The organism is Methylobacterium sp. OAE515, assembly GCF_041806315.1.
GTDB lineage: Bacteria > Pseudomonadota > Alphaproteobacteria > Rhizobiales > Beijerinckiaceae > Methylobacterium > Methylobacterium tardum.
Genome location: NZ_JBGMUV010000001.1, coordinates 5,183,216 through 5,210,215 on the forward strand (window position 1 = coordinate 5,183,216; position 27,000 = coordinate 5,210,215).

The 27,000-nt window shown below is 70.0% G+C and carries 29 protein-coding genes; 19 read left to right on the plus strand and 10 right to left on the minus strand.

The genetic code is table 11. From position 1 onward, the window contains the following. Window positions 1-15: 15 nt before the first annotated feature. Window positions 16-1,002 (minus strand): CorA family divalent cation transporter, encoded by a 987-nt coding sequence (locus ABIE45_RS25290; RefSeq protein WP_192709055.1) that lies wholly within the window; start codon window positions 1,000-1,002, stop codon window positions 16-18. A 212-nt stretch (window positions 1,003-1,214) separates the two neighbouring features. Here ABIE45_RS25290 and groES point away from each other — a divergent pair, with 212 nt between their 5' ends. The 3 genes from groES to ABIE45_RS25305 all read left to right on the plus strand — a co-directional run bounded on the left by groES (window position 1,215) and on the right by ABIE45_RS25305 (window position 3,598). After that, the gene (groES, locus tag ABIE45_RS25295) at window positions 1,215-1,505 is read left to right on the plus strand and encodes a co-chaperone GroES (RefSeq protein WP_091779337.1); all 291 of its coding nucleotides are present in this window, start codon (window positions 1,215-1,217) and stop codon (window positions 1,503-1,505) included. 74 nt (window positions 1,506-1,579) lie between these two features. After that, the gene (gene groL / locus ABIE45_RS25300; RefSeq protein ID WP_373622637.1) at window positions 1,580-3,223 is read left to right on the plus strand and encodes a chaperonin GroEL; all 1,644 of its coding nucleotides are present in this window, start codon (window positions 1,580-1,582) and stop codon (window positions 3,221-3,223) included. A gap of 189 nt (window positions 3,224-3,412) precedes the next feature. Continuing rightward, window positions 3,413-3,598 carry a hypothetical protein gene (locus tag ABIE45_RS25305; protein ID WP_192710792.1) on the plus strand — a complete coding sequence of 62 codons (186 nt, stop codon included), beginning with the start codon at window positions 3,413-3,415 and terminating at the stop codon, window positions 3,596-3,598. A gap of 474 nt (window positions 3,599-4,072) precedes the next feature. Here ABIE45_RS25305 and fae read toward each other — a convergent pair whose 3' ends face one another. The 7 genes from fae to ABIE45_RS25340 form a co-directional block, all read right to left on the minus strand. After that, on the minus strand, window positions 4,073-4,585 hold the full coding sequence (fae, locus tag ABIE45_RS25310; protein WP_043353182.1) for a 5,6,7,8-tetrahydromethanopterin hydro-lyase: 513 nt from the start codon (window positions 4,583-4,585) through the stop codon (window positions 4,073-4,075). A 237-nt stretch (window positions 4,586-4,822) separates the two neighbouring features. Next, window positions 4,823-5,656 carry a triphosphoribosyl-dephospho-CoA synthase gene (locus tag ABIE45_RS25315; RefSeq protein WP_192710793.1) on the minus strand — a complete coding sequence of 278 codons (834 nt, stop codon included), beginning with the start codon at window positions 5,654-5,656 and terminating at the stop codon, window positions 4,823-4,825. Next, window positions 5,653-6,561: a RimK family alpha-L-glutamate ligase gene (locus tag ABIE45_RS25320; protein WP_192710794.1), complete on the minus strand. Its 909-nt coding sequence runs from the start codon at window positions 6,559-6,561 to the stop codon at window positions 5,653-5,655. Before ABIE45_RS25320 ends, ABIE45_RS25315 begins: the two co-directional genes overlap by 4 nt. A gap of 311 nt (window positions 6,562-6,872) precedes the next feature. After that, window positions 6,873-7,847, minus strand: coding sequence for a methenyltetrahydromethanopterin cyclohydrolase (gene mch, locus ABIE45_RS25325; protein WP_192710795.1), 975 nt, complete (start codon window positions 7,845-7,847; stop codon window positions 6,873-6,875). After that, entirely contained in the window at window positions 7,844-8,995 is a 1,152-nt protein-coding gene (locus ABIE45_RS25330) for an ATP-grasp domain-containing protein (protein WP_192710796.1), read from the minus strand. The genes mch and ABIE45_RS25330 overlap by 4 nt, the downstream gene beginning before the upstream one ends. 22 nt (window positions 8,996-9,017) lie before the next feature. After that, window positions 9,018-9,911 (minus strand): NAD(P)-dependent methylenetetrahydromethanopterin dehydrogenase, encoded by an 894-nt coding sequence (locus tag ABIE45_RS25335; protein ID WP_192710797.1) that lies wholly within the window; start codon window positions 9,909-9,911, stop codon window positions 9,018-9,020. Window positions 9,912-10,189: 278 nt separating this feature from the next. After that, window positions 10,190-11,140, minus strand: a complete 951-nt coding sequence (locus ABIE45_RS25340; RefSeq protein WP_373622643.1) for a beta-ribofuranosylaminobenzene 5'-phosphate synthase family protein — start codon at window positions 11,138-11,140, stop codon at window positions 10,190-10,192. Between the two features lie 522 nt (window positions 11,141-11,662). Between ABIE45_RS25340 and ABIE45_RS25345 the strand changes: the two genes are divergently transcribed. The 16 genes from ABIE45_RS25345 (at window position 11,663) to folK (ending at window position 25,530) form a co-directional block, all read left to right on the plus strand. Beyond that, complete coding sequence (locus tag ABIE45_RS25345; protein WP_192710799.1) at window positions 11,663-12,733, plus strand: formyltransferase; 1,071 nt, start codon at window positions 11,663-11,665, stop codon at window positions 12,731-12,733. Then, a complete protein-coding gene (locus ABIE45_RS25350; protein ID WP_192710800.1) occupies window positions 12,727-14,373 on the plus strand; it encodes a formylmethanofuran dehydrogenase subunit A in 1,647 nt (548 codons plus the stop codon). Before ABIE45_RS25345 ends, ABIE45_RS25350 begins: the two co-directional genes overlap by 7 nt. Before the next feature lie 27 nt (window positions 14,374-14,400). Then, window positions 14,401-15,348, plus strand: coding sequence for a formylmethanofuran--tetrahydromethanopterin N-formyltransferase (gene fhcD, locus ABIE45_RS25355; RefSeq protein ID WP_192710801.1), 948 nt, complete (start codon window positions 14,401-14,403; stop codon window positions 15,346-15,348). 3 nt (window positions 15,349-15,351) lie between these two features. Beyond that, the gene (locus ABIE45_RS25360; protein WP_192710802.1) at window positions 15,352-16,146 is read left to right on the plus strand and encodes a formylmethanofuran dehydrogenase subunit C; all 795 of its coding nucleotides are present in this window, start codon (window positions 15,352-15,354) and stop codon (window positions 16,144-16,146) included. 84 nt (window positions 16,147-16,230) lie between these two features. After that, window positions 16,231-16,437, plus strand: a complete 207-nt coding sequence (locus ABIE45_RS25365; protein WP_192710803.1) for a hypothetical protein — start codon at window positions 16,231-16,233, stop codon at window positions 16,435-16,437. Window positions 16,438-16,503: 66 nt separating this feature from the next. Then, the gene (locus ABIE45_RS25370; RefSeq protein ID WP_192710804.1) at window positions 16,504-18,138 is read left to right on the plus strand and encodes an ATP-binding protein; all 1,635 of its coding nucleotides are present in this window, start codon (window positions 16,504-16,506) and stop codon (window positions 18,136-18,138) included. Beyond that, window positions 18,135-18,839, plus strand: coding sequence for a response regulator transcription factor (locus tag ABIE45_RS25375; RefSeq protein ID WP_192710805.1), 705 nt, complete (start codon window positions 18,135-18,137; stop codon window positions 18,837-18,839). Before ABIE45_RS25370 ends, ABIE45_RS25375 begins: the two co-directional genes overlap by 4 nt. Window positions 18,840-19,062: 223 nt before the next feature. Further along, window positions 19,063-19,152 carry a pyrroloquinoline quinone precursor peptide PqqA gene (gene pqqA / locus ABIE45_RS25380; protein WP_012317526.1) on the plus strand — a complete coding sequence of 30 codons (90 nt, stop codon included), beginning with the start codon at window positions 19,063-19,065 and terminating at the stop codon, window positions 19,150-19,152. A 33-nt stretch (window positions 19,153-19,185) separates the two neighbouring features. Then, complete coding sequence (pqqB, locus tag ABIE45_RS25385) at window positions 19,186-20,085, plus strand: pyrroloquinoline quinone biosynthesis protein PqqB (RefSeq protein ID WP_192710806.1); 900 nt, start codon at window positions 19,186-19,188, stop codon at window positions 20,083-20,085. A gap of 395 nt (window positions 20,086-20,480) precedes the next feature. After that, window positions 20,481-21,566: a pyrroloquinoline-quinone synthase PqqC gene (pqqC, locus tag ABIE45_RS25390; RefSeq protein ID WP_192710807.1), complete on the plus strand. Its 1,086-nt coding sequence runs from the start codon at window positions 20,481-20,483 to the stop codon at window positions 21,564-21,566. After that, on the plus strand, window positions 21,563-22,708 hold the full coding sequence (gene pqqE / locus ABIE45_RS25395) for a pyrroloquinoline quinone biosynthesis protein PqqE (protein ID WP_192710808.1): 1,146 nt from the start codon (window positions 21,563-21,565) through the stop codon (window positions 22,706-22,708). Before pqqC ends, pqqE begins: the two co-directional genes overlap by 4 nt. Beyond that, on the plus strand, window positions 22,705-23,415 hold the full coding sequence (locus tag ABIE45_RS25400; RefSeq protein WP_192710809.1) for a hypothetical protein: 711 nt from the start codon (window positions 22,705-22,707) through the stop codon (window positions 23,413-23,415). Before pqqE ends, ABIE45_RS25400 begins: the two co-directional genes overlap by 4 nt. Next, window positions 23,396-23,758, plus strand: coding sequence for a hypothetical protein (locus ABIE45_RS25405; RefSeq protein WP_192710810.1), 363 nt, complete (start codon window positions 23,396-23,398; stop codon window positions 23,756-23,758). Before ABIE45_RS25400 ends, ABIE45_RS25405 begins: the two co-directional genes overlap by 20 nt. 88 nt (window positions 23,759-23,846) lie before the next feature. Further along, entirely contained in the window at window positions 23,847-24,683 is an 837-nt protein-coding gene (gene folP, locus ABIE45_RS25410) for a dihydropteroate synthase (RefSeq protein WP_192710811.1), read from the plus strand. Between the two features lie 2 nt (window positions 24,684-24,685). Beyond that, entirely contained in the window at window positions 24,686-25,063 is a 378-nt protein-coding gene (gene folB / locus ABIE45_RS25415; RefSeq protein WP_192710812.1) for a dihydroneopterin aldolase, read from the plus strand. Further along, a complete protein-coding gene (gene folK, locus ABIE45_RS25420) occupies window positions 25,060-25,530 on the plus strand; it encodes a 2-amino-4-hydroxy-6-hydroxymethyldihydropteridine diphosphokinase (protein WP_192710813.1) in 471 nt (156 codons plus the stop codon). The genes folB and folK overlap by 4 nt, the downstream gene beginning before the upstream one ends. A 6-nt stretch (window positions 25,531-25,536) precedes the next feature. Here folK and xoxJ read toward each other — a convergent pair whose 3' ends face one another. Then, a complete protein-coding gene (gene xoxJ / locus ABIE45_RS25425; RefSeq protein WP_192710814.1) occupies window positions 25,537-26,397 on the minus strand; it encodes a rare earth element methanol dehydrogenase accessory protein XoxJ in 861 nt (286 codons plus the stop codon). Then, window positions 26,382-26,993 carry a c-type cytochrome, methanol metabolism-related gene (locus ABIE45_RS25430; protein WP_192710815.1) on the minus strand — a complete coding sequence of 204 codons (612 nt, stop codon included), beginning with the start codon at window positions 26,991-26,993 and terminating at the stop codon, window positions 26,382-26,384. Before ABIE45_RS25430 ends, xoxJ begins: the two co-directional genes overlap by 16 nt. Window positions 26,994-27,000: the final 7 nt, after the last annotated feature.

The following is a 27,000-nucleotide window of genomic DNA, read 5'->3' on the forward strand; positions in this document are numbered from 1 at the left end:
ATGAACTTGCCAATATCAGAACCAGCCGCGGAGACGGAAGTAAATCACCGGCGCGATCGCGCTGAGCAGGATCAGGCCGAGCGCGTAGGGATAGCCGTAGGCCCATTCCAGCTCCGGCATGTGCTTGAAGTTCATGCCGTACATCGAGGCGATCAGCGTCGGCGGGACACCGACCACCGAGACGACCGTCAGCACCCGGAAGACGTTGTTCTGCTCGATGTTGATCAGGCCCAAAGCCGCGTCGAGGAGGAATTGCACGTTCTCGGCGAGCCGGGTCTCGAACTCGTCCAGGGACTCGATGTCCCTTCGGATCGTATCGAAGCGCCCATCCTCGGGCAGGCCGAGCCCATCGCAGGCGGCCGACACGAACGGGACGATCCGCTCCAGCCCGAGCAGGCTCGCGCGAATCTTGCCCAGCACCTTCCCGCGGTTGCTGATGCCGCGCAGGATCCGGCGCAGGGCGAGGTCGCGGCGGCGGGGCGGCGGGCTCTCCAGCCGGCGGCGGTCTGCGCCGCGGACGTCGAAGTCGAAGATCCGGGTCGAGAGGGAATCGAGTTCCGCCGCCATGTCCTCGAGGGCGTCCGCGAGGCTGTCGACCAGCTCCTCCAGGACGACGAGGAAGATTTCGCTCGGGGCCGTGCTGCCGTCGCCGTCCGCGATGCGCTTCGCGGAGGAATCGAAGGCGCGCAGGTCGTGGAAACGGATCGTGACGAGATGGTCCTTGGTCAGCAGGAAGCCCAGCGGCTTCAACTGCGACGCGCTCTGCTCGAACGTGATCATCGGCGTCGACAGCGAGAGCCCGCCCTTCACCCGCCGCAGGCGGCTCGACGTCTCGACCTCCGAGAGCGCCGCCCGGGACGGGACGCGCAAGCCGGTCGCGGTCTCGACGGCCTTGGCCTCCTCCGGCGTCGGGTCGTTCAGGTCGAGCCACACGGTGTTGTGCGCGATCGGGCTGCCGGGTTGCAGCGCCACCGGGCCTTCAGGTCCGTGCAGGCTCAGCATGAGAGCGCGTTATCCACGTGGGAGACAGAGAGCCGCCGGCGCGTCATCGCACCGTCGCGCGGGGGTGCGACAGCCTTGACTCGGAACCAAGCCGGGCCTATCTCGCGGCCGTCTTTGGCACTCGCCGAGACAGAGTGCTAACAGTCGAGTTCGCAAGCGGTCCCGCCGGCCGCATCAACGCCAACTCCAGACCTGAAGCAAGAGGGCAGCTCATGAAGTTCCGTCCGCTGCACGACCGCGTGGTCGTCCGTCGCATCGAAGGCGAAGAGAAGACCAAGGGCGGCATCATCATCCCGGACACCGCCAAGGAGAAGCCGCAGGAGGGCGAGGTTGTCGCCGTCGGTCCTGGCGCCCGCGACGAGTCCGGCCGCGTCAACGCGCTCGACGTGAAGGCCGGCGACCGCGTCCTGTTCGGCAAGTGGTCCGGCACCGAGGTCAAGATCGACGGTCAGGACCTCCTGATCATGAAGGAATCCGACATCATGGGCGTCGTCGCCGCCTGATCGGACCATCCGTCCCCGCCCTTTGAGGCCGCCTGAGGCCTTGGGGCAGAACCCAACGAGACAAGAGGCAAACCATGGCAGCGAAAGACGTTCGTTTCTCCGCCGACGCCCGCGATAAGATGCTGCGCGGCGTCGACATCCTCGCCGACGCGGTGAAGGTGACGCTGGGCCCGAAGGGCCGCAACGTCGTAATCGAGAAGAGCTTCGGCGCCCCGCGCATCACCAAGGACGGTGTGACGGTCGCCAAGGAGATCGAGCTCGCCGACAAGTTCGAGAACATGGGCGCCCAGATGGTGCGCGAAGTGGCCTCGAAGACCAACGACATCGCGGGTGACGGCACCACCACTGCGACCGTGCTGGCCCAGGCCATCGTCCGCGAGGGCGCCAAGTACGTCGCCGCCGGCATCAACCCGATGGACCTGAAGCGCGGCATCGACCTCGCCACCCAGGCCGCCGTGAAGGACATCATCGCGCGCGCCAAGAAGGTCTCGACCTCCGATGAGGTCGCCCAGGTCGGCACGATCTCCGCCAACGGCGACAAGGAGATCGGCGAGATGATCGCCCACGCCATGCAGAAGGTGGGCAACGAGGGCGTGATTACGGTCGAGGAGGCGAAGACCGCCGAGACCGAGCTCGACGTCGTCGAGGGCATGCAGTTCGACCGCGGCTACCTCTCCCCGTACTTCATCACGAACGCGGAGAAGATGGTCGCCGAGCTCGAGGACCCCTACATCCTCATCCACGAGAAGAAGCTCTCCTCGCTCCAGGCCATGCTGCCGGTGCTTGAGGCCGTGGTCCAGACCGGCAAGCCGCTCCTGATCATCGCCGAGGACATCGAGGGCGAGGCTCTGGCCACGCTGGTGGTCAACAAGCTCCGCGGCGGCCTGAAGGTCGCGGCCGTCAAGGCGCCGGGCTTCGGTGATCGCCGCAAGGCGATGCTCGAGGACATCGCGATCCTGACCAAGGGCCAGATGATCGCCGAGGATCTCGGGATCAAGCTTGAGAACGTGACGCTCCCCATGCTCGGCCGCGCCAAGCGCGTGCGCATCGAGAAGGAGAACACCACGATCATCGACGGCGTCGGCGAGAAGTCCGACATCGAGGGCCGCATCTCGCAGATCAAGGCGCAGATCGAGGAGACCACCTCGGACTACGACCGTGAGAAGCTGCAGGAGCGCCTGGCCAAGCTCGCAGGCGGCGTCGCGGTGATCCGCGTCGGCGGCGCGACCGAGGTCGAGGTCAAGGAGAAGAAGGACCGCGTCGACGACGCCCTCAACGCCACCCGCGCGGCGGTCGAGGAAGGCATCGTTCCGGGCGGCGGCACCGCGCTGCTGCGCGCCAAGAAGGCGGTCGCCGAGCTGAAGTCCGAGATCCCGGACGTCCAGGCCGGCATCAAGATCGTCCTCAAGGCTCTTGAGGCCCCGCTGCGCCAGATCGCCCAGAACGCGGGTGTCGAGGGCTCGATCGTGGTCGGCAAGATCACCGACAACACCTCGTCGGAGACCTTCGGCTTCAACGCCCAGACCGAAGAGTATGTCGACATGATCCAGGCCGGCATCGTCGATCCGGCCAAGGTGGTGCGCACCGCCTTGCAGGATGCGGCTTCCGTGGCCGGCCTGCTGGTGACCACCGAGGCGATGGTCGCTGACGCCCCGAAGAAGGACAGCGGCGCTCCCGCGATGCCGGGCGGCGGCGGCATGGGCGGCATGGACTTCTAAGTCCAAGCCACCCGTCGAGACGAAGGAAGGGGGTCGCCGAAGGGCGGCCCCTTTTCTGTTGGACTCTGCTCCCCCTGCCGCTGCCGCGGCCGGGCTCTGGTCAAGACGACGTTGTGGCCGGCCTGCATGACGTCTGCCGCGGCGGTCCGCGGCATCAGTACGGGAACGTGATTGGCGTGACCCGAGCAGGTGGCGTTCGCGTCCAGCGACGTCCCGCAGAACGTCGACTTCGCGATCAAGCCCACGATCGCCCTGAACGTCCTGGAGGCGAACGGCGTCGAACCGCCGATCACGGTGCGTACGACCGGCCTGACGGCTGGCACGGCGGTCGCCGCGAAGACCCGGGACCTCAATGTCCAGATCGCCTGGCACTGAGGATGGCGCAGCGCCGCGAGGGTCGGATCCCGTGCGTTGACGAGCCGACGCCTGGATTCTCGCGGCGCTGCGGAACCCCGCGCCGCCATTCCGGGGCGCCGAAGGCGAGCCCGGAATCCAGACCCGCTGGCGGTGCCCGACCTTGCCGCGTCGGCGTGTCTGGATCCCGGGTTCCGCTGCGCGGCCCCGGGATGACGGGGCGGGTCGAAGACACGTGTCGACGTGGATCGGTGACCGGATGAACCATCGCGGCGCGCAGCGGAGCGACCCGGAATTCAGAAGGCCAGGAATGCCGTGGGCCTGCAATGACGTCCTGCGCCGCGCGATGGCCGGCACGCGACGCACAAAAAAACGGGACGGCTCGCGCCGTCCCGTTCAAGGACCTACCTATCGGCCAAGAAAGATCGAAGCCAGTCGCTGGATCAGGCCCCGCGGTGCGGGCGGAGGCGCGCTCTGCCCAGGACCGTCCCCGATCTAAGCGTTGGCGGCGAAGGGGTGCTGCGCGGAGTTGCGCTGCTCGGTGACCGTCGAAGCCTTCGGCTCGCCGTTGACGGCGCGCTGGATCGACAGCTTGGTCGCCTCGTAGTTGTACTTCTGGATCTTGGCGTCGTCGGCCGCCTCCCAGTGGATGAACACGCCGACCAGGATGTACAGGTCGTCGGCCTCGTCCGCCGGGATGATGCCCTCGGCCACCGCGTCCTGCACGGCCTTGGCAACGCCGTGCTGGGCCGGGCCGAACATCTGGACGGCCTGACGGGCGTCGTTGATGGTGACCTTGTTGAACATCAGGGTGTTCGGCTTGCACGGCAGGTTCGGCGCGATGACCGCGAGCAGGCTGGTGAAGCCGTGCTTGTTGTTCACGAGGCCGTTGCAGAAGGCCGTCTCGGCCGGCGAACCGCGCGGTCCGATGATGAGGTCGATGTGGGCGACTTCGTTGCCTTCGCCGACGAGCGCTTCGCCGACCTGAACCTTGGTGATCTTCGCCATTCGGTGTCTCTCCCTGGATTCCGAAAAAAGCCGCGCGCCGGGCGGTGCCGCGGCCGGGAAGCCATCCTTGTTATCGGCGCCCGACCATGCCGGCCGAGCCGGATGGGCCGAGCCGGTTGGGCCGGACAGCGCGGCGGACCCTACAGCGGGGCCCTGCGGCTCACAACCCGCGCAAGGCCCTGACATGAAGGAATTTCTAAGTCGTCCGTACGGGAAACACCGGATCGTGCGCGCGGTTCAGGCCAGAGCTGCACCGGCGGCCGCGAGCGCGTCCCAGAACAGCGTCGCCACCGTGAAATCGGCGCTCGTGCCTGGGTTGAGGCCGCGCGCCTTCAGCGAGGCATCAAGGGCGAGCAGCGCGTCGACCGGCCGCTGGGCGAGATCGAGCCCGGCGAGGGCAGCCTCGACCTCCCGGCGGACGCCGTCGGCCGAAGCCGGGCCGTGCTTGCGGGCGATATGGCTGTCGGGCACCGCGCGCAGGTAGGCCAAGTGGATGGCGGTCGTACACCAAGCGGGATCGAGGCCCTCGGCGCGGGCCGTGTTCAGGGCCGCGAGGCCGATCGCCGGCACGTCCGCGAAGCCGGTCACGTAGGCCCGGGCGATGCGGTCCCGGTCGGCGGCCTCCGCCATCGCGTCCATGAGCGAGCCGGGCGCCGCGGCGGAGACGTCGTGCCGGCCGGCGCGGCCGAGCCCGCCGGGATTGGCGAGGCGGATCGCCGCGAAGACCGCCTCCGAATCCGTGCGGTCGAGGTTGCCGAGCACAGACGCGACGGTCTGGCCCCGCTCGGCGGCGGCGGCCAGCGGCGCGCAGAGGAGGAGAATGCCGAGATTGGTGTTCTGGCCCACCGCCGCCATCGTGGCGGCGACGCCGCCGCGGATCCGGGCGCCGACCTGCGCGCCCTGTTCGGCAAGGGCGCCCGCTGAGACGTCGGCGCTCGTGACGAAATCCGCCACCTCCATGCGGTGGCCGGCCGCGTAGGCGTGGACGTTGCCGGGCTTGAGGGCGTCGAGTTCGGCGAGGCAGGCGGCCCGGTAGAGCGTGCCGATCAGCGCTGCGTCGAGCCCGGTCATGCCACCACGAGCCGGGGGCGGCTAGCGCCGCGGGTCGCGGTGAGGAAGCCGCGCACCACCGCGGCGGCGATGTCGGCCTCGCATACGGTCTGGAGCCCCGACCAGGCCGGCATGGAGTTGACCTCGAGGACCGAAAACCCGCCCTCCCCGTCCTCGACGAGGTCAACGCCGGAATAATCGACCCCGACCGCGGCGGCAGCCGCTTCGGCCAGCTCGGCGGCGGCGCGCGGCATCGCCCAGGGCAGCGGCCGGCCGCCCCGGTGGACGTTGGTGATCCAGCCATCGCCCTCGCGGATCATGCCGGCGATCGCCCGGCCGTCGCAGACGAACACCCGGTAGTCGCGCCACAGACCGTCCCGGCGCGGCACGTAGCGCTGGAGGTAGTAGACCCGCGCCACGGCCTCCTCATCGGGCAGGTCCTCCGGGCGCTCGATCAGGGCGAGCCCCTCCCCTTGCGAGCCGAACAACGGCTTCAGGACCAGCGGCGCGCCCGGACGCGCCTCGGCGGCGACCAAGTCGGCGGCCGCCTCGCGCTTCGAGAACACCCAGGTGGCCGGCGTAGGCAGCCCGGCCCGGTCGATGAGCAGCGAGGTCGCCGCCTTGTCGACCGAGCGCTCGATCGCGGTCGGCGCGTTCCAGACGGTGACCCCCGCCGTGACCAGGGCGTGCAGCACGCCGAGCCGCATCGTCGTCGCCTCGAAGGTGCCGCCCGCGATGGTCCGCATCAGGACGCCGTCCGGCAGGGCGTCGGGGAAGCCCGGCACGCGCAGGGGCTCGTTGCCGCCGGTCACCACGGCCACGTCGGCCAGCGAGAACAGCACCGGCTCGACGCCGCTCGCGCGCAGGGCCGCAAGCAGGCGGTTCCTGTGCCAGGTGCCGTTATCGGCCGCGAGCCCGATGCGCATGGGGGTCCTGATTGTCACGGGAGAGAGCCGCCTTCACGGCAGGGCCCGACGGGCCGGGAGCAAGCCCGAGGCGGGGTCGGTCTCCCGCCCGCTCGAGGTCCACGGATGGGAAGCCTTGTCTTGCGCGAGCGAGCCGCTTCTCGGGCGACCAGCCGCGCCGTCCTTCCGGGGCGCCACTGGCGACCCCGGAACCCAGAACCGCCGTCGGTGCCGATCCCTGGCACCTCGGTGTGTCTGGATTCCGGGTTCCGCTGCGCGGCCCCGGGATGACGGGGAGGTGCCGGCGCATCGCCCCGGGAAAGCGTCGCCCCTCAGACGAAGGACGCGTCGACCAGCGTCGGCTCCAGGCGGCCGCCGCGATAGGTGGCGCCGGAGCGCACCGACGTGACGATCGCCTCGGCCGGCGAGAACAGGGCGCCGTCGATCTTGTAGAAGTCGCCGTTCACCCGCGCGAAGATCTCGGCGAAGGGCGCGCCGTGATCGCTCGACGTCGTCGAGGGCAGCTGCTCGGCGAGCTGCTTGGCGTCGGAATCGTCGGCATCCACGAAGAGCTGGACCCGGCCGCCGTAGATGATCGCGTCGTTGGTGCGGCCCATCGCCTTGATGAAGTCTGGGTGCGGCGGCGACAGCGGCGCCGAGCCGATCCCGTCCACGATGGCGTGCAGATCGAAGCCGACCGTGTGAGCCTTGTGGAGGGCGACCTCGAGAACGCGGGCCACGACCTGGGTGGAGCCGGCGAGGCTCTGGGTCGGCGCGAAGATGAAGGTCAGATCCTCGGGCTTGAGGCCGGAGGCCTCGGCGACCTTCGCGACGACGCTCTCGGGCGGGCCGCCCGCCGCTTCCAGCACGAGGGCGGTCTTGGTGGCGGAGTCGCGGAAGCCGAGCTCCTGGTACAGGTCCTCGACGGCCGCCACCGCGCGGCCCGGGCCCGAGCCGAGGGCGAAGAAGCCGGAATCACCGGTCTCGTCCGCGAGGCTCCAGCCGGCGTACTGGCTGCCCAGGCAGGCGAGCACCGGGTCGGCCGAGTGGACCGTCACCGAGTACGGCCAGGACGCGATCGGACCGCTCGGCACGATGGTGACGGTTCCGAGGCCGCCGAGGCAGATCTCGGCGATCCGCCGCCCGGCCTCGATCGAGCCCCGCGCCTGCGCGCCGGCATCGACCATGCGGGCGCCGCCGGCGGCCTGCGACACGGAGAGCCGCAGCGTCGCGGCGTCGGCCACGAGCCGCTCGACCAGGGGGCCTGAGAGCGCGTTGATGCTGGGGTAGGATTGGCTGGCACTCATGACGGGGCTTCCTCGGGGTGTGTTTTCTTCGCCGCGCAGACGGCCCGCAGGTGTGCCGTCCGCGTTTCTAACAGGGCGAGCACCTCCGCCCGGTCCACGCCTTCGGCCAGCACCGTGCAGAGCGGCGCGTCGCGGCGGACCACCGAGCCGGGGCACGGTCGGTCGCGCACGCAGTCCGGCCAGTCGAGGGCCGGCACAGGCGCAAGCTCACGGTCCGCGTAACAGATCTGCGCGGCCGCCGCACCCGCCGGATGCGGTCCGGGATCCGGCATCGTGCCGAGGCAGGCGACGATGTGGGCCGCGAGCAGCGGCGTCCCGCGCCGGTCGAGGATGTCGAGGGTTGCGCCGGGCCTCGGATTGATCTCGGTGAGCCACCAGTCGGTCCCGTCGACCAGGAGGTCGGCGCTGGCAAGGCCGCGCAGGCCTGTCGCGGCCACGATCCGCTCGGTCCCGGCGGCGATGGCCTGCACGATGTGGGCGGGAAGCGCCGGGGCCTCTCCGACGCCACGGGCGAGTGCCCCCGCGTAGCGGAACGGGCGGAGCGGCGACGGCGCGCACCACTGCTCGGTGACCGCGAGGATGCGGATCGTGCGCCCGTCGGCGAGGACGTTCAGGGCGTGCGGCCGCCCCGGCACGCGCGCCTGGACGTAGTGGCCCGCCGGCACGGGCGACCGGGTGGCCGGCCGGATGTGGCTGCCGCCGGTGCCCCCTGCGCGCTTGAGCAGCCAGGAAGCGGGATTCGGCGGCGGCTCGGTCGCCACGGCCGGATGCGGCACGCCGAGCCGCGCGCACAGGGCCGCGAAGGCCAGGGGATCCTTCAGGGCGGATACAGTCCCGGCCGAGGCGCCGATCAGCCGGTGCCGCGCGGCGAGGCGCGCGATCAGGTCGGGCGCGTCCTCGAAGCCGCTGCCCAGGATCAGGCCGACCGGGTTCCCGGCTCGCGCGGCGAGGTCGTCGAGCGCCGCCAGGGTGGCGTCGGGGGCGGGGGCGGTGCCGAACCGGCCCGGCAGCGGCCGGTAGGCCTCGGCCAGCATGCGGGTGTCGGAATCGCCGAACAGGTCGGCGACGTAGGGGTGCAGCCCCGCGCGCCGCGCCGCCTCGGCCAGGGCGCGCCCAGCCTGCGCGGCGATCAGGACCGCATCCGCCATCGGAGGCCGGTGCCGGAGCGGCCTAGCCGGCGATCTCCACGGCGAGTTCGTAGGCGTCGCGGAAGTCGAGGCACAGCGGCGTATCGGAGGCGAGCATCCGGTCGAACAGGCGCCGCTGCGTCTGATACTTCACGTTGCCGACCGCCAGCGCGCCGATTCCGACGCCCTTTCCGGTCGGCAAGGCCACGTCGACCGCATTGACGTCGATCCCCGCGATGCCGGCGGGCGGCACGGCGTTGACGTCCGAGGCGACGAGGAGTTTCGGCGCCGATTCCAGATCCGCCGCGGTGAGGATCGGGATGCCCGCCGGCCCGGCGGAGAGGATGACGTCGGCGTCGCGGATGGCGGCGCGGCGATCGTCCGGCGTCGTGCCGTCGACGGCGCCGACCTCGATGCCGAAGCGCCACTTCATCGTGAAGGCGATCTTCGAGACGCGCTCCTCGCCGTCATGGCCGACCAGAACGGTGGTGGCGCCCTGCAGGGCGCCGATCACTGCGGCCACGTACGCGACGACGCCCGCACCGCCGAAGATCACGATGCGCTTGCCCGTGAGGTCGGTGTTGAACTTCTGCCGCAGGGCACGGGAGACCTGCGCCACCATGGCGGCGCCGGTGGTGAACGAGCCCGCCGGATCGGCGAAGACGTGGTTCACGAAGGGCGGCACGAAGGCCTTCTTGGCGCGGTCGACCATGTCGAGGGCGTCCTCGGCGTTCTTGCCGCCGATGAAGATGCCCGTTCGCGTCCCGTCGGCCGGCGACCGCGAGAAGATCGAATCCTGGGTCAGCGAGACCACGTCGGCGAGGCTGACCTCGGTGTAGGTCACCACCGTCTCAAAGCCGGCATCCACGGCCATGTTCACGTCGAACGGGCTCATGTGCCGGAGCGGCGTCAGCATGTGGAGGATCGAGCGGGCCATGGAATCCTCGTGCGGCGCGCGACAGAGGCGCCTTCCCTCCGTCCAAACCCGGAGCGGCGCCCCGGGTCAAGCCCGGGGCGTCTGGCCTCGAGGCCCGAACGCGTGAGCAGAACCGCGACTCTATCCGACAGCGCCGTCATTCCGGGACTGCGAAGCACGGCCCGGAAGCGAGAGCTGCGCGGCGCGCTCAGCAAGGCTGCTTCGTCGGCGTGCTTGGATTCCGGGCTCGCCTGCGGTGCCCCGGAATGACGGCGGTCTCCTGGGGACTATCGGCGAGCTCAGACGGGGCCGGTTACCGAAGCGCCATTGTTGCGGCCGCGGGCGATGACGAACCGGAGGGGGCCGCCCCGGTCGAGGTCGCCCACCAGAGCGCGGGCCTCGGCTTCGGACGCGACCAGCGCGAAGCCGGTCGGCCCCCAGGAGGACTGGCCGTAGCCCACGATGCCCTGCGCGGCGACGCTGGCCAGCGCCTCCGCGACCGCGGCGCTGGCGTAGCGGCCGCCCTGATGGGGCGCGAAATGGTCGCCGATCAGCGTCTGGATCCGGGTGATGCCGGCGCCGAAGCCCTGCGGCTCCGCCAGGGCGACGGCGGGCAGGACCTGCATCAGCGCGATCCGGCAGATCTCGGCCGCCTGCGCCTCGGGGAAGCGCGGCAGGTCGCGGAACGCCTCGACCTCGCGCGTGCCGTGCACGCCGGCCATGCTCGGATCAAGGATCAGGACGACCCGCCAAGCTTCGGGATAGGGCAGACGCGCGATGACCGGCGGCGGGCCGCCATCCGCGCCGCGGCCGCCGTCGACGATCAGGCCGCCCTCCGTGAAGGCGCAGAGGCCGACACCGGAGCGGTTGCCCCGGTCCAAAGTCGCCGCGAAGGCGTCCGCCGCGAAGGGCTCGCCGTTCAGGCGCGCCATCGCGGCCGCCACTGCGAGGGCGAGCTGCGTGCCCGAGCCGAACCCGGCATGGGCCGGGATCACCCGCTCGACATCAATGGCCACATCGCCGCCGCGCCCGAGATGGGCGGCTGCGGCCTCGACGTAGCCGCGTACGCGGTCAGCTTCGGGTCCCGTTACGTCGAGCCTGGCCGCCCGGCGGGCAGTCAGGGCCAGGGACGGCGCGTCGATGGCGAGGCCGATGCTGCCGAAGCGGCGGCCGAGACCGCCATGCAGGTCCAGGAACCCGAAATGCAGCCGTGCCGGCGCCTCGACCCGCACGGCGCCGTCCGCCGTCATCTCGTTCCGTTCGGGGACCTCGCCCAACACACTTCCCTCGAATCCCGCAGGCCCGGCGCATGCGCGGCGCGCTTGTCACACGTGGCTCCGGGTCGGGCAACGTGGATACGCGCGGATCGCGCCGCTGCCACGGCAATTCCCGGCCGCGGTCCCGGTTCGTCCTCCCCGTCGCCGCGTCGGTCCGGAAAAGTCCGTGACGTGAAAACCATCCTGGCTATGGCCGCAGGCAGCGCTGGTGGCGTGCGATCCGGGATCCAGCTCACACGGTCGCAAAGCGGCGAACCGGTCCGCGCAATCCACTTCCCGAGGCGCATCGCCGCCAGACCCCCTTGCCGCGGTGCGCGGATGAAGGCAAACCTAGGCCCGCGACGGCGTGCCGAGTTTGCCGCCTGCCCGGATATGCCGGGCGGATGAGCCATTCCGATTCGGTGGGGAACCCTCGGGCTTGAGGGGCACCCGCTTCGTCCGGTCTTACGGCCGTCGCCCGCTCCGAAACCAAGCAAGAACGTTGCGAGAGGGAGCATGGCAGCCTGGGTGAAGGGCGGCGCGACGGACGCGGGCACCGCCATTGAGGCGGCCGCATCCCTGCTCGCCAAAGCGCGCGCGCCGGTGATCGCCGGCCTCAGCGCCGACGTGGCCGCGATCCGCGCGGCCTACGATCTCGCGGGGCGCATCGGTGCCTCCGTCGACACCGCCGGCTCGGCCGGCACCTACGCGGAACTCGGAGCGCTAAGCCGGGTCGGGGCGCTGACCTCGACGCCCGCCGAGGCCGTCGGGCGCGCCGACGTGGTGCTGGTGGTGGGCGCCGCCCCCTGGCAGGCGCCGCTCCTGAAGCGCCTGATCGACGACAAGCCCGGCCGCGGTCGCGCCGCCGGATCGGAGCGCGCCCTGCTGGCCGTCGGCGCCAACGCCACCGCGTCGCTGTCCTGGCCGGCCGAGGGCGGGCTGACCGAGGCTGTCGGCGTCTTGCGTGCCCACGCCCGCGGCCACCTCGCCGGCGATGACCTCCCTGCCCAGATCGCCGCCCGGCTCGCCGCCGCCCAGTACGGCGTCCTCCTGTACGACGCCGCCGAGCTCGGCGAGGCCGGCATCGAGATGCTGCAGGGCCTCGCCATGGAGCTCAGCGAGACCACGCGCTGCTTCACCCTCGCGGTCGGCGGCACCGGTCAGGACCGCGCAGTGGTGCCGGTCTCGGCCTGGCTCACCGGGCAGGCGCCGCGCAGCGGCTTCGGGCGCCGCGTGCCCGAGCATGATCCCTGGCGCTTCGACGCCGCCCGCCAGGTCGCCGCCGGCGAGGTCGATGCCGTCCTCTGGATCGGCGCCGTCCCGGTTTCGCGCCCGGACTGGCTGTCGAACGTCCCGGCCGTCGCGCTGGTCGCCGACGGCGAGGCGCAGGCCGCCGAGGTGGTGATCGCCGTCGGCCAGCCCGGCCGCGACCATGGCGGCGTGTTGTGGAACGAGCAGCGCGCCGCGCTGACCTTCTGGCCGGCCTCGGTGCCGTCGGATCTGCCGTCGGCCGCGTCGGTGCTGGGCGCCCTCAAGGAGCGCCTGGTCACGGGCCCGGCCGCGTCGAGGAGTGAACCCGTATGCTGAGCGTGATCCGGGGCGGGCGCGTCGTCGATCCGACCGCGTCCCGCGATTCCGTGGGCGACGTCTGGATCGAGGACGGCCGCGTCATCGATCCGCCGGGCCGCGAGCCCGACGCTGTGATCGACGCCGCGGGCTGCGTGGTCATGGCCGGCGGCGTCGAGGTGCACTCGCACATCGCCGGCGGCAACGTGATCACCTCGCGGCTGCTCCTGCCCGACCTCTACGTCAGCGAGGCGGCGCCCGACGGCCACCCCTTCGCCCACGCGGGCGGGGCGGCGGCCTGGATCGGCTCGACCTACGCGCGGATGGGCTACACCACGGCCGTCGAGCCGGCGATGCCGCCGACCCACGCGCTCGGCACGCAGCTCGAACTCGCCGACATCCCGCTGCTCGACCGCGGCGCGCTCACCGTGATGGGCAACGACGACCAGCTCCTGCAGCTCCTGCGCGAGCGCCAGGGCGGCAACGCCGTGCGCGACCTCGTCGCCCTGTCGGTCGCCCAGTCGCGCGGCCTCGGAGTGAAGTGCATCAACGCGGGCGGCGCCTCGGCTTTCAAGGACGGCGCCCTGCGCCTGTCCCTCGACGACGAGATCCCCTGCTACGGGCTCTCGACCCGGCAGATCATGGGTTCGCTCCTCGACGCGGTCGAGGAGATCGGCGTCCCGCACCCGCTGCACGTCCACTGCAACAACCTCGGCCTGCCCGGCGCCGACGACAGCTTCATGGCGACGCTCGACGCGGCGGAGGGCCGGCGCATCCACTTCGCCCACGCGCAGTTCTACGCCTACGGCGCAGTCGACCCGGCCAATCCCGGCACCGGCGGCTTCCGCTCGGCCGCCGAGCGGATCGCGCAGGCGATCACCGACAACCCGAACGCCACCCTCGATATCGGGCAGGTCGTGTTCGGCCAGACCGTGACCGTGTCCCTCGACATCCTCCGCCAGTTCGCCGGCCGGAAGGGCGCCAAGCCGAAGAAGTGGGTTTTGAACGCGGGCGACGCCGAGGGCGGCGGCGTGGTGCCGTTCCTCTACCGGCCCCGAGGCCCGACCAGCTCGCTGCAATGGGCGATCGGCCTGGAGATCATGCTGCTCTCCACCGACCCGGAGCGGACGATCCTGACCACCGACCACCCGAACGGCGGTCCGTTCACCCAGTACCCGCGCATCATCCACCTGCTGATGGACAAGTCGGAGCGCGACCGCGAGACCGCGACGCTGCCGAGCGTGGTCGGCGAGCGCTCGAGCCTTCCGGGGCTGGAGCGCGAGTACACGCTCTCGGAGATCGCGCAGCTGACCCGGTCCGGACCGGCGAAGCTCCTCGGCCTCGCCGACCGCGGCCACCTGCGGGCCGGTGCCCGGGCGGACATCGCGGTCTACCGCGACGACACCGACCGCACCGCGATGTTCACCGCCGCCAAGCTCGTCCTGAAGGACGGCGTGCCGATCGTCGAGGACGGCGAGGTCGTGGAGTGGCGCGCGGGCCGCACGCTGTCGCTGACCGTGGAGTCCGACAAGGCCATGGCGAAGCGCGCCGACACCTACCTCACGGAACGCTTCGGCGAGGGTCTCGACAGCTTCGCCGTGCCCGACGCGGCCTTCGGCGAGGGGACCGAGAATTTCGAGGCGGTGCCATGCCGGGTGTGATCAGCGGGGCGAGCCGCGGGAAGAACGATGTCTGACCTCACCCTCAACGGCATCCCGGTCGTCGACACCTTCGCGGAGGCGTTCGATGTGGCCGGCACGGCCATCATCGTCACGAACGACACCGCCAAGTGGGCGATGATCGCCGCGACCACGATGACCGGCTTCGCCACCTCGGTCATCGGCTGCGGCGCCGAGGCCGGCATCGACGCTGAGCTGTCGCCCGAGGAGACGCCTGACGGGCGGCCGGGCGTGCGCATCCTTCTGTTCGGCTTCGAGCCGAACGGACTCAAGGACCAACTGATCAAGCGCGTCGGCCAGTGCATCCTGACCTGCCCGGGCACCGCCTGCTACGCGGGCGTCGACGGGCCGACCAAGATCAAGCTCGGCGGCGCGATCCGCTACTTCGGTGACGGCTTCGCGGTGGCCAAGCGCCTGCCCGACGCCACTGGCAAGGCCCGGCGCTACTGGCGCATCCCGGTGATGGATGGCGAATTCCTCTGTGAGGACTCTGTCCGGGCCGTCGACGGCGCGGTCGGCGGCGGAAACCTGCTGTTCCTCGGCCGCAACCACGCCGAGACGCTGAAGGTCGCCGAGATCGCCGTCGAGGCCGCCAAGGCGGTCCCGGGTGCGATCCTGCCGTTCCCGGGCGGCATTGTCCGCTCCGGATCGAAGGTCGGCGGCCGGACCAAGGGCATGATGGCCTCGACCAACGACGCCTACTGCCCGACCCTGAAGGGCCGCGCCGGCTCGGCGCTCCCGGCGGAATGCGGCGTGGTGCTGGAGATCGTGATCGACGCCCTCACCTCGCAGGGCGTGTCAGATTCGATGCGCGCCGGCCTGCACGCCGCCACCGAGATCGGCGGCAAGCACGGCTTGATCGCTGTCACGGCCGGCAATTACGGCGGCAATCTCGGCCGCCACCACTACCATCTGCGCGACCTCATCGCGCGCAACGACGCCAAGCCGGAGGGCTGAGCTGTGAGCACCCTCACCCTACGCGCGGCCCCGCCCGAGCGGCTGGATTTTCTCGCCATCAACCCGCTGGCGCTCAGCGGCCTCTCGCAGAGCGAGGCCGAACGCCTGGAGGTTGGAACCAGCCGGACGGGCGTACGTCTCGGCGACTGTTTCGCCGTCTCCCTCGACGGCTCCAAAACGCTGACCATCGACGGCGGCCACGAACGTCTGGACCGCGTCGGCGCATCCCTGTCGGACGGCACGATCCGCGTCGTCGGCGATGTCGGGCAGCGCCTCGGCGCCGGTATGGTCGGCGGCAGCCTGACGGTCATCGGGAACGCAGGTCCCTACGCGGCTTCCGGGGCCACCGGTGGCACGATCACCGTCGAGGGTGATGCCGGGGATTACGCGGGCGGCGCGGTCTACGCCGCCAAGGCGGGGCTCGACGGTGCGACGCTGGTCATCCGGGGCAGCGCCGGGGCGCATCTCGGCGATCGGATGCGGCGCGGGACCATCGTGGCCGGCCGTGCGGGCGCCTTCGCGGGTTCGCGCATGATTGCCGGTACTTTGGCGGCTCTCGCGGTCGGCGACCATCCGGGTCTCGGCATGCGCCGCGGGACGCTCGTCCTGGGATCGCACGGGCGGATGGCTGCGACCTTCGTGGAGACAGGGACGCACGACCTCGTGTTCCTGCGCCTGCTGGCCACGGCCCTGCGCGGCGTCAGCGCCGAGCACGGCGACCTCCTTGGAAAGCCGCTGCGCCGCTACTCAGGCGACCTCGCGACCATCGCCAAGGGCGAGATCTGGGTCGCGGCCTGACGCCGCCTGGGCAAGGGGCGTGACGCCGTCCTATGCTCCCCAGCAAGCCGGCCCGTTCGAGGCCGGCAAGCCGGGGACGCGTCCATGCTGTTGCTGCTGTCGATCTGCCTCGTCGCCCAGCCCTCGACCTGCCGCGAAGACCAGATCGAGATGTCGTTCGAGAAGTCGAGCCCCTTCGTGTGCCTGCGCAACTCGCAGAGCGCGCTGGCGACTTGGCAGGCGGCGCATCCCGAATGGCATGTCGAGCGCTGGCGCTGCGCTGCCAAGGGCAGCGTGCCGAAGGATCTGTGACGGCGCCTTGGTTCTCCCGCCAGACGGTGACATGCTCGCCTCTCCTCTGAGTGCGGGACCGAAACCATGCGCTCGCTGAAGGTCCGCTTCGCGCTGCTGCTCGGTGGCACGGCCATCGTGGTGGTGTTGGCCGCGGCTGCGGCTTTGGCGGCGATCGGGGCCGCGGAGCGGTCGGTCGACCGCACACTCGAGGCGCAGCGTCGTTTGGAGCTGCTGGCCGAATTGTCCGGCCGCCTCACCCAGTTCGGCCTCGCGGCCGTAGAGACCGTGAGCAATCCCGATAACCAGCCGGAGGCGATGGCGATCGCCCGTGACAATGCCGACCGGGCTCTGACCACGGTCGACGAAGCCCTGGCCAGGAGTTTTCCGCCGTCCGATGATCCGGCCGACCGGATGCAGTACGCGGCGCGCACGCGTCCCATGGCGCAGCTGCGGGCCGCCCGCGCGGTTCTCGACCGGCAGGTGGCGCTGATCAGCCGCCAGACCGATCCGGAGCGGCGCCAGGACGCGATCAAGGGGGCGCTGAACGGGTTCGGCGCCATGACCGGCCAGCCGCTCTCGTTCCTGATCGAGGCCGAGCGGCGCAGCATGGCCTTGGGGTCTGAGCAGGCCCGGGCGCTCTCGGAGCGCCTGCGGGTCGCTGCGGCCTCGGCCGTGGCGGCTGCCCTGGTCCTGCTCGCGATCCTCTACCGTGGCGTCACCCGTCCGACGCTCGCGCGCATCGAGGAGGTGCGCCGGGCGGCGAGCGCCATCGGCCGCGGCGCTCTCGACACGCGGCTGTCCGTGGCAACTCGCGACGAGCTCGGCCTGCTGATGACCAACGTCAACCGCATGGCCGCCCGCCTTGCTCGGCGGGAAACGCGCTTGGCGGCGGATCGGGCCGCGCTGGAGGATACCGTGGCGGCGCGCACCGCCGACCTGCGCGCCGCCAACGCCCGCCTGGAGGCCGTCGATCAGTCGCGGCGGCGCTTCTTCGCCGATGTCAGCCACGAGCTGCGCACGCCCCTGACGGTGATCCTCGGCGAGTGCGACCTCGCCCTTCGGAGCGCGTCCCGGGGGGGCGACCCGGGACCGGTCTTCGCGACGATCAAGAAGCGGGCGCAGCGGCTGAAGCTGCGCGTCGAGGATCTGCTGCGGGTTGCCCGGTCAGAATCGGGCGAGATCGCGTTCGACAAGCACCCCCTCGGGCTCGCCCTCGTCCTGTCGGAGGCGGTGGACAACATGGCGTCCGAGGCCACGCGCCGCCGGGTCGGCCTGACGCTGGATCCCGGCACGCGCGACGTCGAATGCCTCGCCGACCGGGAATGGATCCGCCAGACCGTCGAGAGCCTCGTCGACAACGCGCTGCGCCACGCCGCCGGTTTGTCCCGGGTCGAGGTCGCGCTGGCGGCAGGACCCGGGCCGGTCGGACGGATCACCGTGACGGATGACGGACCCGGCTTCGACGCCTCGGAAGCCGAGCTGTTCGAGCGGTTCCGCCGGGGGAAGAGTGCCGGCCCGGACGAGACCGGTTTCGGCATCGGCCTCGCCCTGGCGCGCTGGATCGTCGAGCAGCACGGTGGGACGATCCGGCTCGGCGCCGGGCCGGACGGGCGCGGAGCCCGCGTCAGCCTGGATCTTCCGGCGCTCGATCCGGCATGGGATGCGCAGGCCGCCGGACACGCCGCCGGCGGCGCGCAGGTGAAGGAGTCGGCCGCATGACGCGGATCCTGATCGTCGAGGACGATGTCGACATCCGCGGGCTCCTGGCCCGTGGATTGGAGGCCGAGGGGTTCGAGGTCGGGACCGCGGCCTGCGTGGACGAGGCGCTCAAGGCCGCGCATGATCCCGCGCCCGGTGCCGTGCTTCTCGATATCAACCTGCCGGACGGATCCGGCCACGACGTGTGCCGGTCCCTGCGCGAGGGCGGCTTCCCCGGAGCGATCCTTTTCCTCTCCGCCCGCGACGAGATCCGCGACCGGGCCGAGGGGCTGGCCCTCGGCGCCGACGACTACATCATCAAGCCGTTCGAATTCGACGAGCTGGTGGCAAGGCTCCGCACGCATCTCATGCGCCGTGAGCAGGCGGAGGCGCCGCGCTCGCGCATCACGGCCGGCAAGCTGATGCTCGACCTCGACACGCGGCAGGCGAGCTGCGGCGAGGCCAGCGCGCGCCTCACGCCCCGCGAGGCCGACCTCCTCGCCATGCTGATGGAGAGCATCGGCAAGCCGGTTTCCCGGGCCGACATCTTCGAACGGCTCTGGGCCAGCCAGGGCGGCCTCTCCCTGAACGTGGTCGATGTCTATATCGGCTATCTACGCTCGAAGATGGCCGATTTTGTTCGTTTCGGCGGTCCGAGTCTGGTCACCGTGCGCGGCAAAGGATTCATGCTCGAGTTGCGCGGACCCGACTTCCGTCAGTGAGCCACTGTACTTAAGTCGCAGGGGCGCGCATTTCTCGATGGTTTCCGGAGGGTTAGGAAGTCTCTCACGAAAAATTTGGGAGGATCCGGCAAGTTAGTGCTTGAAGCGCGCAGCTGAATCGTCGATACCTCTCTCGCGCCGGAAATGAGAGCGCCATCAGTGTCTTAGGGTCCTCTTAGGAACCGCGTGACGCTCGGTGTAGATGTCGCGAAGGAGAAACACCATGAAGTGGGCTGCCCCGATCGTGTCCGAGATCTGCGTCGGCATGGAAGTGACGAGCTACGAGTCGGCCGAGATCGACACCTTCAACTGAGTTTAACGGGCCGGGGATCTCGGGAGCCGCACCATGCGCGTCGTGATCCTCGGTTCCGCGGCCGGCGGCGGCCTTCCCCAGTGGAATTGCCGCTGCCCCATCTGCACGCTGGCGCGGTCCGAGCCAGGCCGGGTGCGGCCCCGGACCCAGTCGAGCATCGCGGTCTCCGCGGACGGGTCGGATTGGCTGCTGATCAACGCCTCGCCGGACATCCGGCAACAGCTCTTCGACAATCCCCAGATGCACCCGCGCGAGGGTCTGCGCCACTCGCCGATCCGCGCCGTGCTCCTGACGAACGGGGACGTCGACCACGTGGCGGGCCTGCTCACGCTCCGAGAAGGTCAGCCCTACACACTTTACGCCACGCGCGGCATTCTCGACTCTGTCAACGCCAACCGGGTTTTCGACGTGATGGCGGACGGCGTGGTCGCCCGACAGCCGATCGGCATGGATCAGCGCTTCGAGCCTCTTCCCGGCCTGTCCGTCACCCTCTTCCCGGTTCCCGGCAAGGTGCCGCTCTGGCTGGAGGACGAGACGATGGAGATCGGCGCCGAGACCGAGACGACGGTCGGCGCGCTGATCGAAGCCGGCGGCCGGCGCCTCGCCTACATCCCGGGTTGCGCCCGCGTCACCGACGGATTGCGGGAGCGGATCGCCGGCGTCGATGCGCTGCTCTTCGACGGGACCGTTCTGCACGACGACGACATGATCCGCGCCGGGGTCGGCACGAAGACCGGCTGGCGCATGGGGCACGTTCCCATGCGCGGCGACGGCGGCTCGATCGACGCCCTCGCGGGCGTGGAGATCGGACGCCGCATCTTCGTCCACATCAACAACACCAACCCGGTGTTGGTCGAAGGCTCGGCCGAGCGGGCGGATGTGGAGAAAGCCGGGTGGACGGTAGCCCATGACGGGCTGAGCCTGTCGCTTTAGGCCGCGACGACTTCGGAGTGCGTGTGATCTGGCAGTTCTCACCTGCATCCTGAGTTGCCCGCGTCAGCGATGCTTGAAGGAGACGGGATCTCCGAGCCCTCCTTCGAGATCTCCGCCGCACTTCGGCACCTCAGGATATGCGTGCGGAGCGGCCCCGCCTTTGAGGAACGAGCCCAGATCGTGACGGAGCGGTTTGCGGAGCTCCGAGACGGTCATCCGGGTGTACCCTGTGCCGCAGGCTCTGGCGGCTTGAACGGGGTTACCTGGACGGGGCCGGAGGTTGGGTCCGTAGCCGGGCGGCACTATATCGTGTCCAAGTTCAGATATTCGCCCCGCTGCCGAGGGCGGAACGACCGCACAGGAAACGCGACCCGAGAACGGACGCCGGAAACGCCATGAACGCAGTCTTCCCGACCCCCGACACCGCCGACAGCCAGCGTCTTCTGAGCCCCGACGAGCTGGAAGCGGCTCTGCGCGATATCGGCGCGCGCCGCTACCACAACCTGCATCCGTTTCACCGCCTCCTGCACGACGGCAAGTTGTCGAAGGATCAGGTCCGGGCCTGGGCGCTGAATCGCTACTATTACCAGGCAATGATCCCGGTGAAGGATGCCGCGGTGCTCGCCCGGATGACCGACGCGTCGCTGCGGCGGGTCTGGCGTCAGCGCATCGTCGATCACGACGGCGACCACGAGGGTGACGGCGGCATCGAGCGCTGGCTCAAGCTGGCGGAGGGCGTCGGCTTCGACCGCGATTACGTGCTGTCGACCCGCGGCATTCTCTCGGCCACGAAATTTTCCGTCGAAGCCTACGTCCATTTCGTGTCCGAGAAGACTCTGCTGGAGGCGATCGCCTCGTCGCTCACCGAGATGTTCTCGCCGACGATCATCTCGGAGCGGGTCGCCGGGATGCTGAAGAATTACGACTTCATCACCAAGGACACGCTGGCCTATTTCGACAAGCGTCTGACGCAGGCCCCGCGGGATGCCGACTTCGCGCTGGATTATGTCAAGCGGCACGCGACCACGCCCGAGCTGCAGCGGCAGGCTATGGCCGCGCTGACCTTCAAGTGCAACGTCCTCTGGACGCAGCTCGATGCCCTGTACTTCGCCTACGTGGCCCCCGGCCTGATCCCTCCGGATGCGTGGCAGCCCGGAGAGGGGCTGGTGGCCGAGCCGGCGCAGGTCCAGGCGGCCGGCGTCGGCAGGAAGACCGCGCCCGGCGACCGCCCGCGCCTGCCGCGCGGCGTGCGGCTGCGCAACGACGAGACGCGCGGCAAATACGTCCTGCTCGCCCCGGAGCGCACCTTCGACCTCGACGACAACGCCGTCGCGGTGCTCAAGCTCGTGGACGGCACGCGCAGCGTCGCCGACATCGCGGACGAATTGGGCAAGACCTACGCGGCCGACCCGCGTGCAATCGAGGCCGACATCCTGGTGATGCTCGACGGTCTCGCGGAGAAACGGGTTCTTGAGCGATGAACGCGCTGACGCCGAACCGGCCCGCCGCCCCGGCCCCGGTCGGTCTGCTCGCTGAGCTGACCCACCGCTGCCCGTTGCGCTGCCCCTATTGTTCCAATCCGCTGGAACTCGACCGCCGCTCCGGCGAGCTCGACACGGCGACGTGGCAGCGGGTGCTCACGGAGGCGTCCGCGCTCGGCGTGCTCCACGTGCACCTGTCCGGCGGCGAACCGACGGCGCGCAACGACATCGTCGAGATCACCAAGACCTGCGCGGATCTCGGCCTGTACTCGAACCTGATCACCTCCGGGGTCGGCGGAGCCTTGTCGAAGCTCCAGGCGCTCTACGATGTCGGCCTCGATCACGTGCAGCTCTCGGTGCAGGGCGTGGACGCGCAGAATGCCGAGAAGATCGGTGGCCTGAAGAACGCCCAGCCGCAGAAATTCGCGTTCGCCGCCAAGGTGGTGGAACTTGGGCTGCCGCTGACCCTCAACTCCGTCATCCACCGCGGCAACATCCACGAGGTGGCGGGCTTCATCGATCTCGCGGTGAAGATGGGCGCCAAGCGCCTCGAGGTGGCGCACACCCAGTATTACGGCTGGGCCTACGTGAACCGCGCCGCCCTGATGCCCAACAAGGCGCAAGTGGACGAGTCGATCCGCATCGTCGAGGCGGCTCGCGAGCGCCTGAAGGGGCAACTCGTGATCGATCTCGTCGTGCCCGACTATTACGCGAAGTACCCCAAGGCCTGCGCCGGCGGCTGGGGCCGCAAGCTGATGAACGTGACGCCCCAGGGCAAGGTCCTGCCGTGCCACGCGGCCGAGACGATCCCGGGGCTGGAGTTCTGGAACGTCGCCGACCATTCGCTCGGCGAGATCTGGCATGACTCGCCGGCCTTCACGGCCTATCGCGGGACGGACTGGATGAAGGAGCCGTGCCGCTCCTGCGACCGCCGCGAGAAGGATTGGGGCGGGTGCCGTTGCCAGGCGCTGGCCCTGGCCGGCGACGCCGCGGCCACGGATCCGGCCTGCTCGCTCTCCCCGCTCCATGCCAAGGTGCGGGCCCTCGCGGTGGAAGAGGCGGCCGAGAACCCGCCGGATTACGTCTATCGGACGATCGGCAGCAACGTCCGGTCGCCGCTCAAGGAGGAAGTGCACTCGTGAGAGTTCTTGCTACGACGGCCCTGGCCCTTGTTCTGGCCGCGCTGCCGGCCTTCGCCGAGGACGCGCCGAAAACCGCGACCGTCACCCAGGCCAACGCCGCCGCCCCGCCTTCGGCCGCCGACCTGCTGTTCGATCAGCCTCAGATGAAGAACGCGGCGCCGGGATCGACCATCACGTACAATTACCTGCGCCGCTCCGGCATCTCCGGCGGCCCGTTCGGGGCCCCGCTCCAGGACACGGTCGCGCTGAAGATCGAGCCGGGTAAGAGCCCCGACGCGCGCGATATCCGCGTCACGATGTTTTCCGGCCTGAACCGCGTGCCTGCCGGACCGTTCGAGGACATGGCGGGCAACCCCGTCGTGTCGCTGTTTCTCGAGAACCACCTCCGGGCGCTGGCCAAGGTATTGGAAGCCAACCCGCGCTATCTGAAGCTGGCGATCCGACGGGGCCTGCGCGAGAAGGCGACCGTGACGCCGACGAAGGTCGAGTTCGACGGTCGCACCGTCGATGGCTGGCGCGTGGTGACCAAGCCCTTCGAGGGCGATGCGATGACGCAGCGTATGCGCGGCCTCGATGACCTGACCTACACCTTCGTCACCGCCCCCTCCGTCCCGGGTGAGATCGTCTCGATCGAGGCATCCTCGAAGAACAAGGACGGCGGCGAGCTGCTTGAGGAGAAGCTGAACTATGATCAGAAGGCTGGCTGAACGCGGCGCGCTGGCCGTCCTCGCCCTGACCCTGTCGGGACTGGCCGGCTACGCGGCCGAGGAGAACGATTACCCGACCGATGCGCGGGTCGATTACGTGTTCGGCTGCATGGCGGCCAACGGCCAGACCCGCGAGAGCCTGCAGAAGTGCTCCTGCTCGCTCGATCAGCTCGCCGCCATCCTGCCGTATGACAAGTACGTCCAGGCGAGCACGGTGCTGTCGATGCGGCAGGGCATCGGCAACCGCGCCAACGAGTTCAAGTCGACCAAGATCTTCGACGACAAGGTCGCGGAACTCCGGCGCGCCCAGGCCGAGGCCGAGATCCGCTGCTATCGCGGCTGATCGTGCAGAGAGGCCGGCCGGCGTTGCGCCGGCCTCGCGATTCGCGCACACGGGGTCTCGTAGCGCGCTCGTGACCGGGACCCCCTTCGTGACCCCCTCTTCCGGCCTTTCCAACCTGCTGCCCGATCTCGGAGGGCGCACGCTGGTCATGGGCATCCTGAACGTCACGCCCGATTCCTTCTCGGACGGCGGCCTGTTCGCCGGAGAGGCCGCAGCCGTGGCGCAGGCGGAGCGGCTTGTCGCGGACGGGGCGGCGATCCTGGACATCGGCGGCGAATCCACCCGGCCCGGGCATGTGCCCGTCTCGGCCGAGGACGAGCAGGCGCGGGTCCTGCCGGTGATCCGCGCGGTGGCTCCGCGGCTGGCCGTGCCGATCTCCATCGACACCTATAAGGCTTCGACGGCGCGCGTCGCTCTCGAGGCCGGCGCGCGGATCGTGAACGACGTCTGGGGCCTCCAGCGCGAGCCCGACATCGCCTCCGTGGCGGCCGCGCACGGCGCGCCGGTCATCATCATGCACAACCGCGCGTCGATCGATCCAGAGATCGACATCGTCGCCGACATGCAGGCCTTCTTCGAGCGGTCACTCGGCATCGCCCATCGCGCGGGGATCGCGGATTCCGAGATCGTGCTCGATCCGGGTGTCGGCTTCGGCAAGACCTGGGCGCAGCATCTCGAGGTCTTGCGGCGGCTCCCGGAGATCCGCGCCCTCGGCTTTCCGGTTCTGGTCGGCGTTTCCCGCAAGTCTCTCCTCGGACGCCTGCACGATCGCGAGACCCGACCGGCAGATCGGCTCTACGGCTCCCTCGCCGCGCACGCTCTGGCGGCGACACTGGGGGCCGACATCGTCCGCGTGCACGACGTGGCTGCGCATATCGATGCGATGCGCGTCGTCGACGCCGTGATGCGGCCGGGGGAGCGGTGAGCATGGGCGGCGATCTAATCCGCGTCACCCGCATCGCCGTGTTCGGGCGCCACGGGCTGTTGCCCGAAGAGGCCGTGCTCGGTCAGCGCTTCTACATCTCCCTCGAGGCCCGCCTCGACCTCAGCGAGGCCGGACGGTCCGATGCGGTCGCCGGCACGGTGAGCTACGCCGACCTGACGCAGATCGCCGTCGCGATCAGCACGGAGCAGCGCTTCAACTTGATCGAAGCCCTGGCGGAGACCATCGCGGCGAGCATCCTCGAGCGCTTCGCGCGCATCGACGCGATCACCGTCCGCGTCGACAAGCCGAGCGCGCCGGTCCCGGCGATCCTGGACGGCGTCAGCATCGAGATCACACGCCAGCGCGGAGACCGCGCATGAGGGCCTATCTCGGCATCGGCAGCAATATCGGTGACATGGCCGCGATGCTGGACCGGGCTGTTGCGGGGCTCGCCGCCGTGCCCGGCATCGCGATCGTCGCGCGCTCGGCCGATTATCGCACGCCGCCCTGGGGCAAGACTGATCAGCCCTGGTTCCTCAACGGCGCCGTGGCGATCGACACGGACCTTGATCCGCACGGCCTGCTGGATGCCTGCCTGTCGGTGGAGCACGATCTCGGCCGCGTGCGCGAGGAGCGCTGGGGGCCGCGGGTCATCGACATCGATGTGCTCGCCTACGAGGGAGCCGCCGTCGTTGATGCGCGCCTCGTGCTGCCGCACCGCTACGTGCGCGAGCGCGCCTTCGTGCTGGTGCCGCTCGCCGAGATCGCTCCGGATCTCGTAATTGGCGGCGAGCGGGTGGTCGACGCCCTCGCGAAACTCGACAGGACCGGCATCGCCCCGGCCTGAGGCCGCTCAGCGCTCGCCAGGCTCGGCCAGCTTGTTGTCTTCTTGGTCGAGAAGCGGCACGTCGTACGCGCGCAGGACCTGATCGATATCCGCCTTGCGCTTGCGCAGGACCGTGTTCAGCGTGCGCTTCCAATCGTTCTCGCCGAGGCGGACGCCCATGGCGATCCGATAGGCCATCGGCGGCCGCTCGGGCTCCTTGAGCAGCGGCACCACGCTCATGGCCGTCCCGGACTGCTTCGCGAGCCAGCCCGCGGCCGGTCCCCAAAGCACGGCGGCGTCGATCTCCTTGGCGGCAAGGGCCGCGATGATCTCGGCTGCGACCGTCTGATGCTTGCGGGAGGGGTCGAGCTGATACGGCGCGTAGGCTTTCATGCTGGACACGAGGCCCAACTCGCCCATCCGGTTCACCGGCGGGGTTCCCGCGATGACACCGATGCTCTTGCCCTTCAGGCGCGCGTCATCAAGGCCCGTCACGCCGTCGAATTCCCCGGCGCGGGTGACCAGCGTGTAGGCGGACCGATAATACGGATTCGTGGTCTGGACGAGGTCGCTGCCGAAGGCCTGGCCCATGATCAGGTCGCAGAGGCCGGTCCCGAGCGTGTTGCGCACGAAACCCGGGCCCTGGGTCAGCCAGTAATAGCGGACCTTCACCTTCAGTTCGTCGGCGATGATCGCCGCGATCTTGTTCTCGAAGCCGTCCTCCTTGCGTTCGGAGAACGGCATGTTGCCCGGATCCCCGCAGACGCGCAGCACGTCCGTGGTGACCGTATCCGGCAGATGCTGGGCGAGCGCTCCCTGTGCCCCGGTCAGAGTCAGGGCACAGAGCGCGACGATCCGGGCAAGAGACGACATTAGCCGCCCATGCATTCCTTCTCCGCCTTGCGGGCGGCTTCGGGCTTGTCCTCGTGGTCGGACGGACGGATACGCCCGATCGCACCGGCGGCGCGCGCCTTGAGGTATACGTAGAGGTCGTCCGAGTAGCACATGACATTCTTGTTGTCGCCGAAGGCCGGCATGACCTTCTGCTCGGCGGCGCTTACGTCCTGCTTGCCGCCCACTAGGATGCCGATGAACTCCTCGTAGGAGAGGTGCTTCAGCGAGTCCTTCAAGGCCGGCGCGTAGGTCGAACCCATGCCGTCCGGGCCGTGGCAGACGTGGCACTCGGCGTGATAGCGGCGGTAACCCGAGTAGGAGTACCAGTCGAGCTTCTTGCCGTCCTGGGTGACGCGGAAGGTCGGGTGACCGTCGGCATCCAGGTACTTGCCGTCCTCGACCTTAACGGCCGCATCCTTCTTGAGCAGCTTCTCGTCCTGCTCGGCGGTCTTGTCGTTCGCGTTGAGCGAGTTGGCGAGGGCGGGGTCGGCGGGCTTGGCATCCTCAGCATGTACGGCAACCGCAGAGACGGTCGCTAGGGCGAGGGCGGCGATAACCGGCCGCGTTACAATCTTGCTGAGGTTGAGCAACGCATGT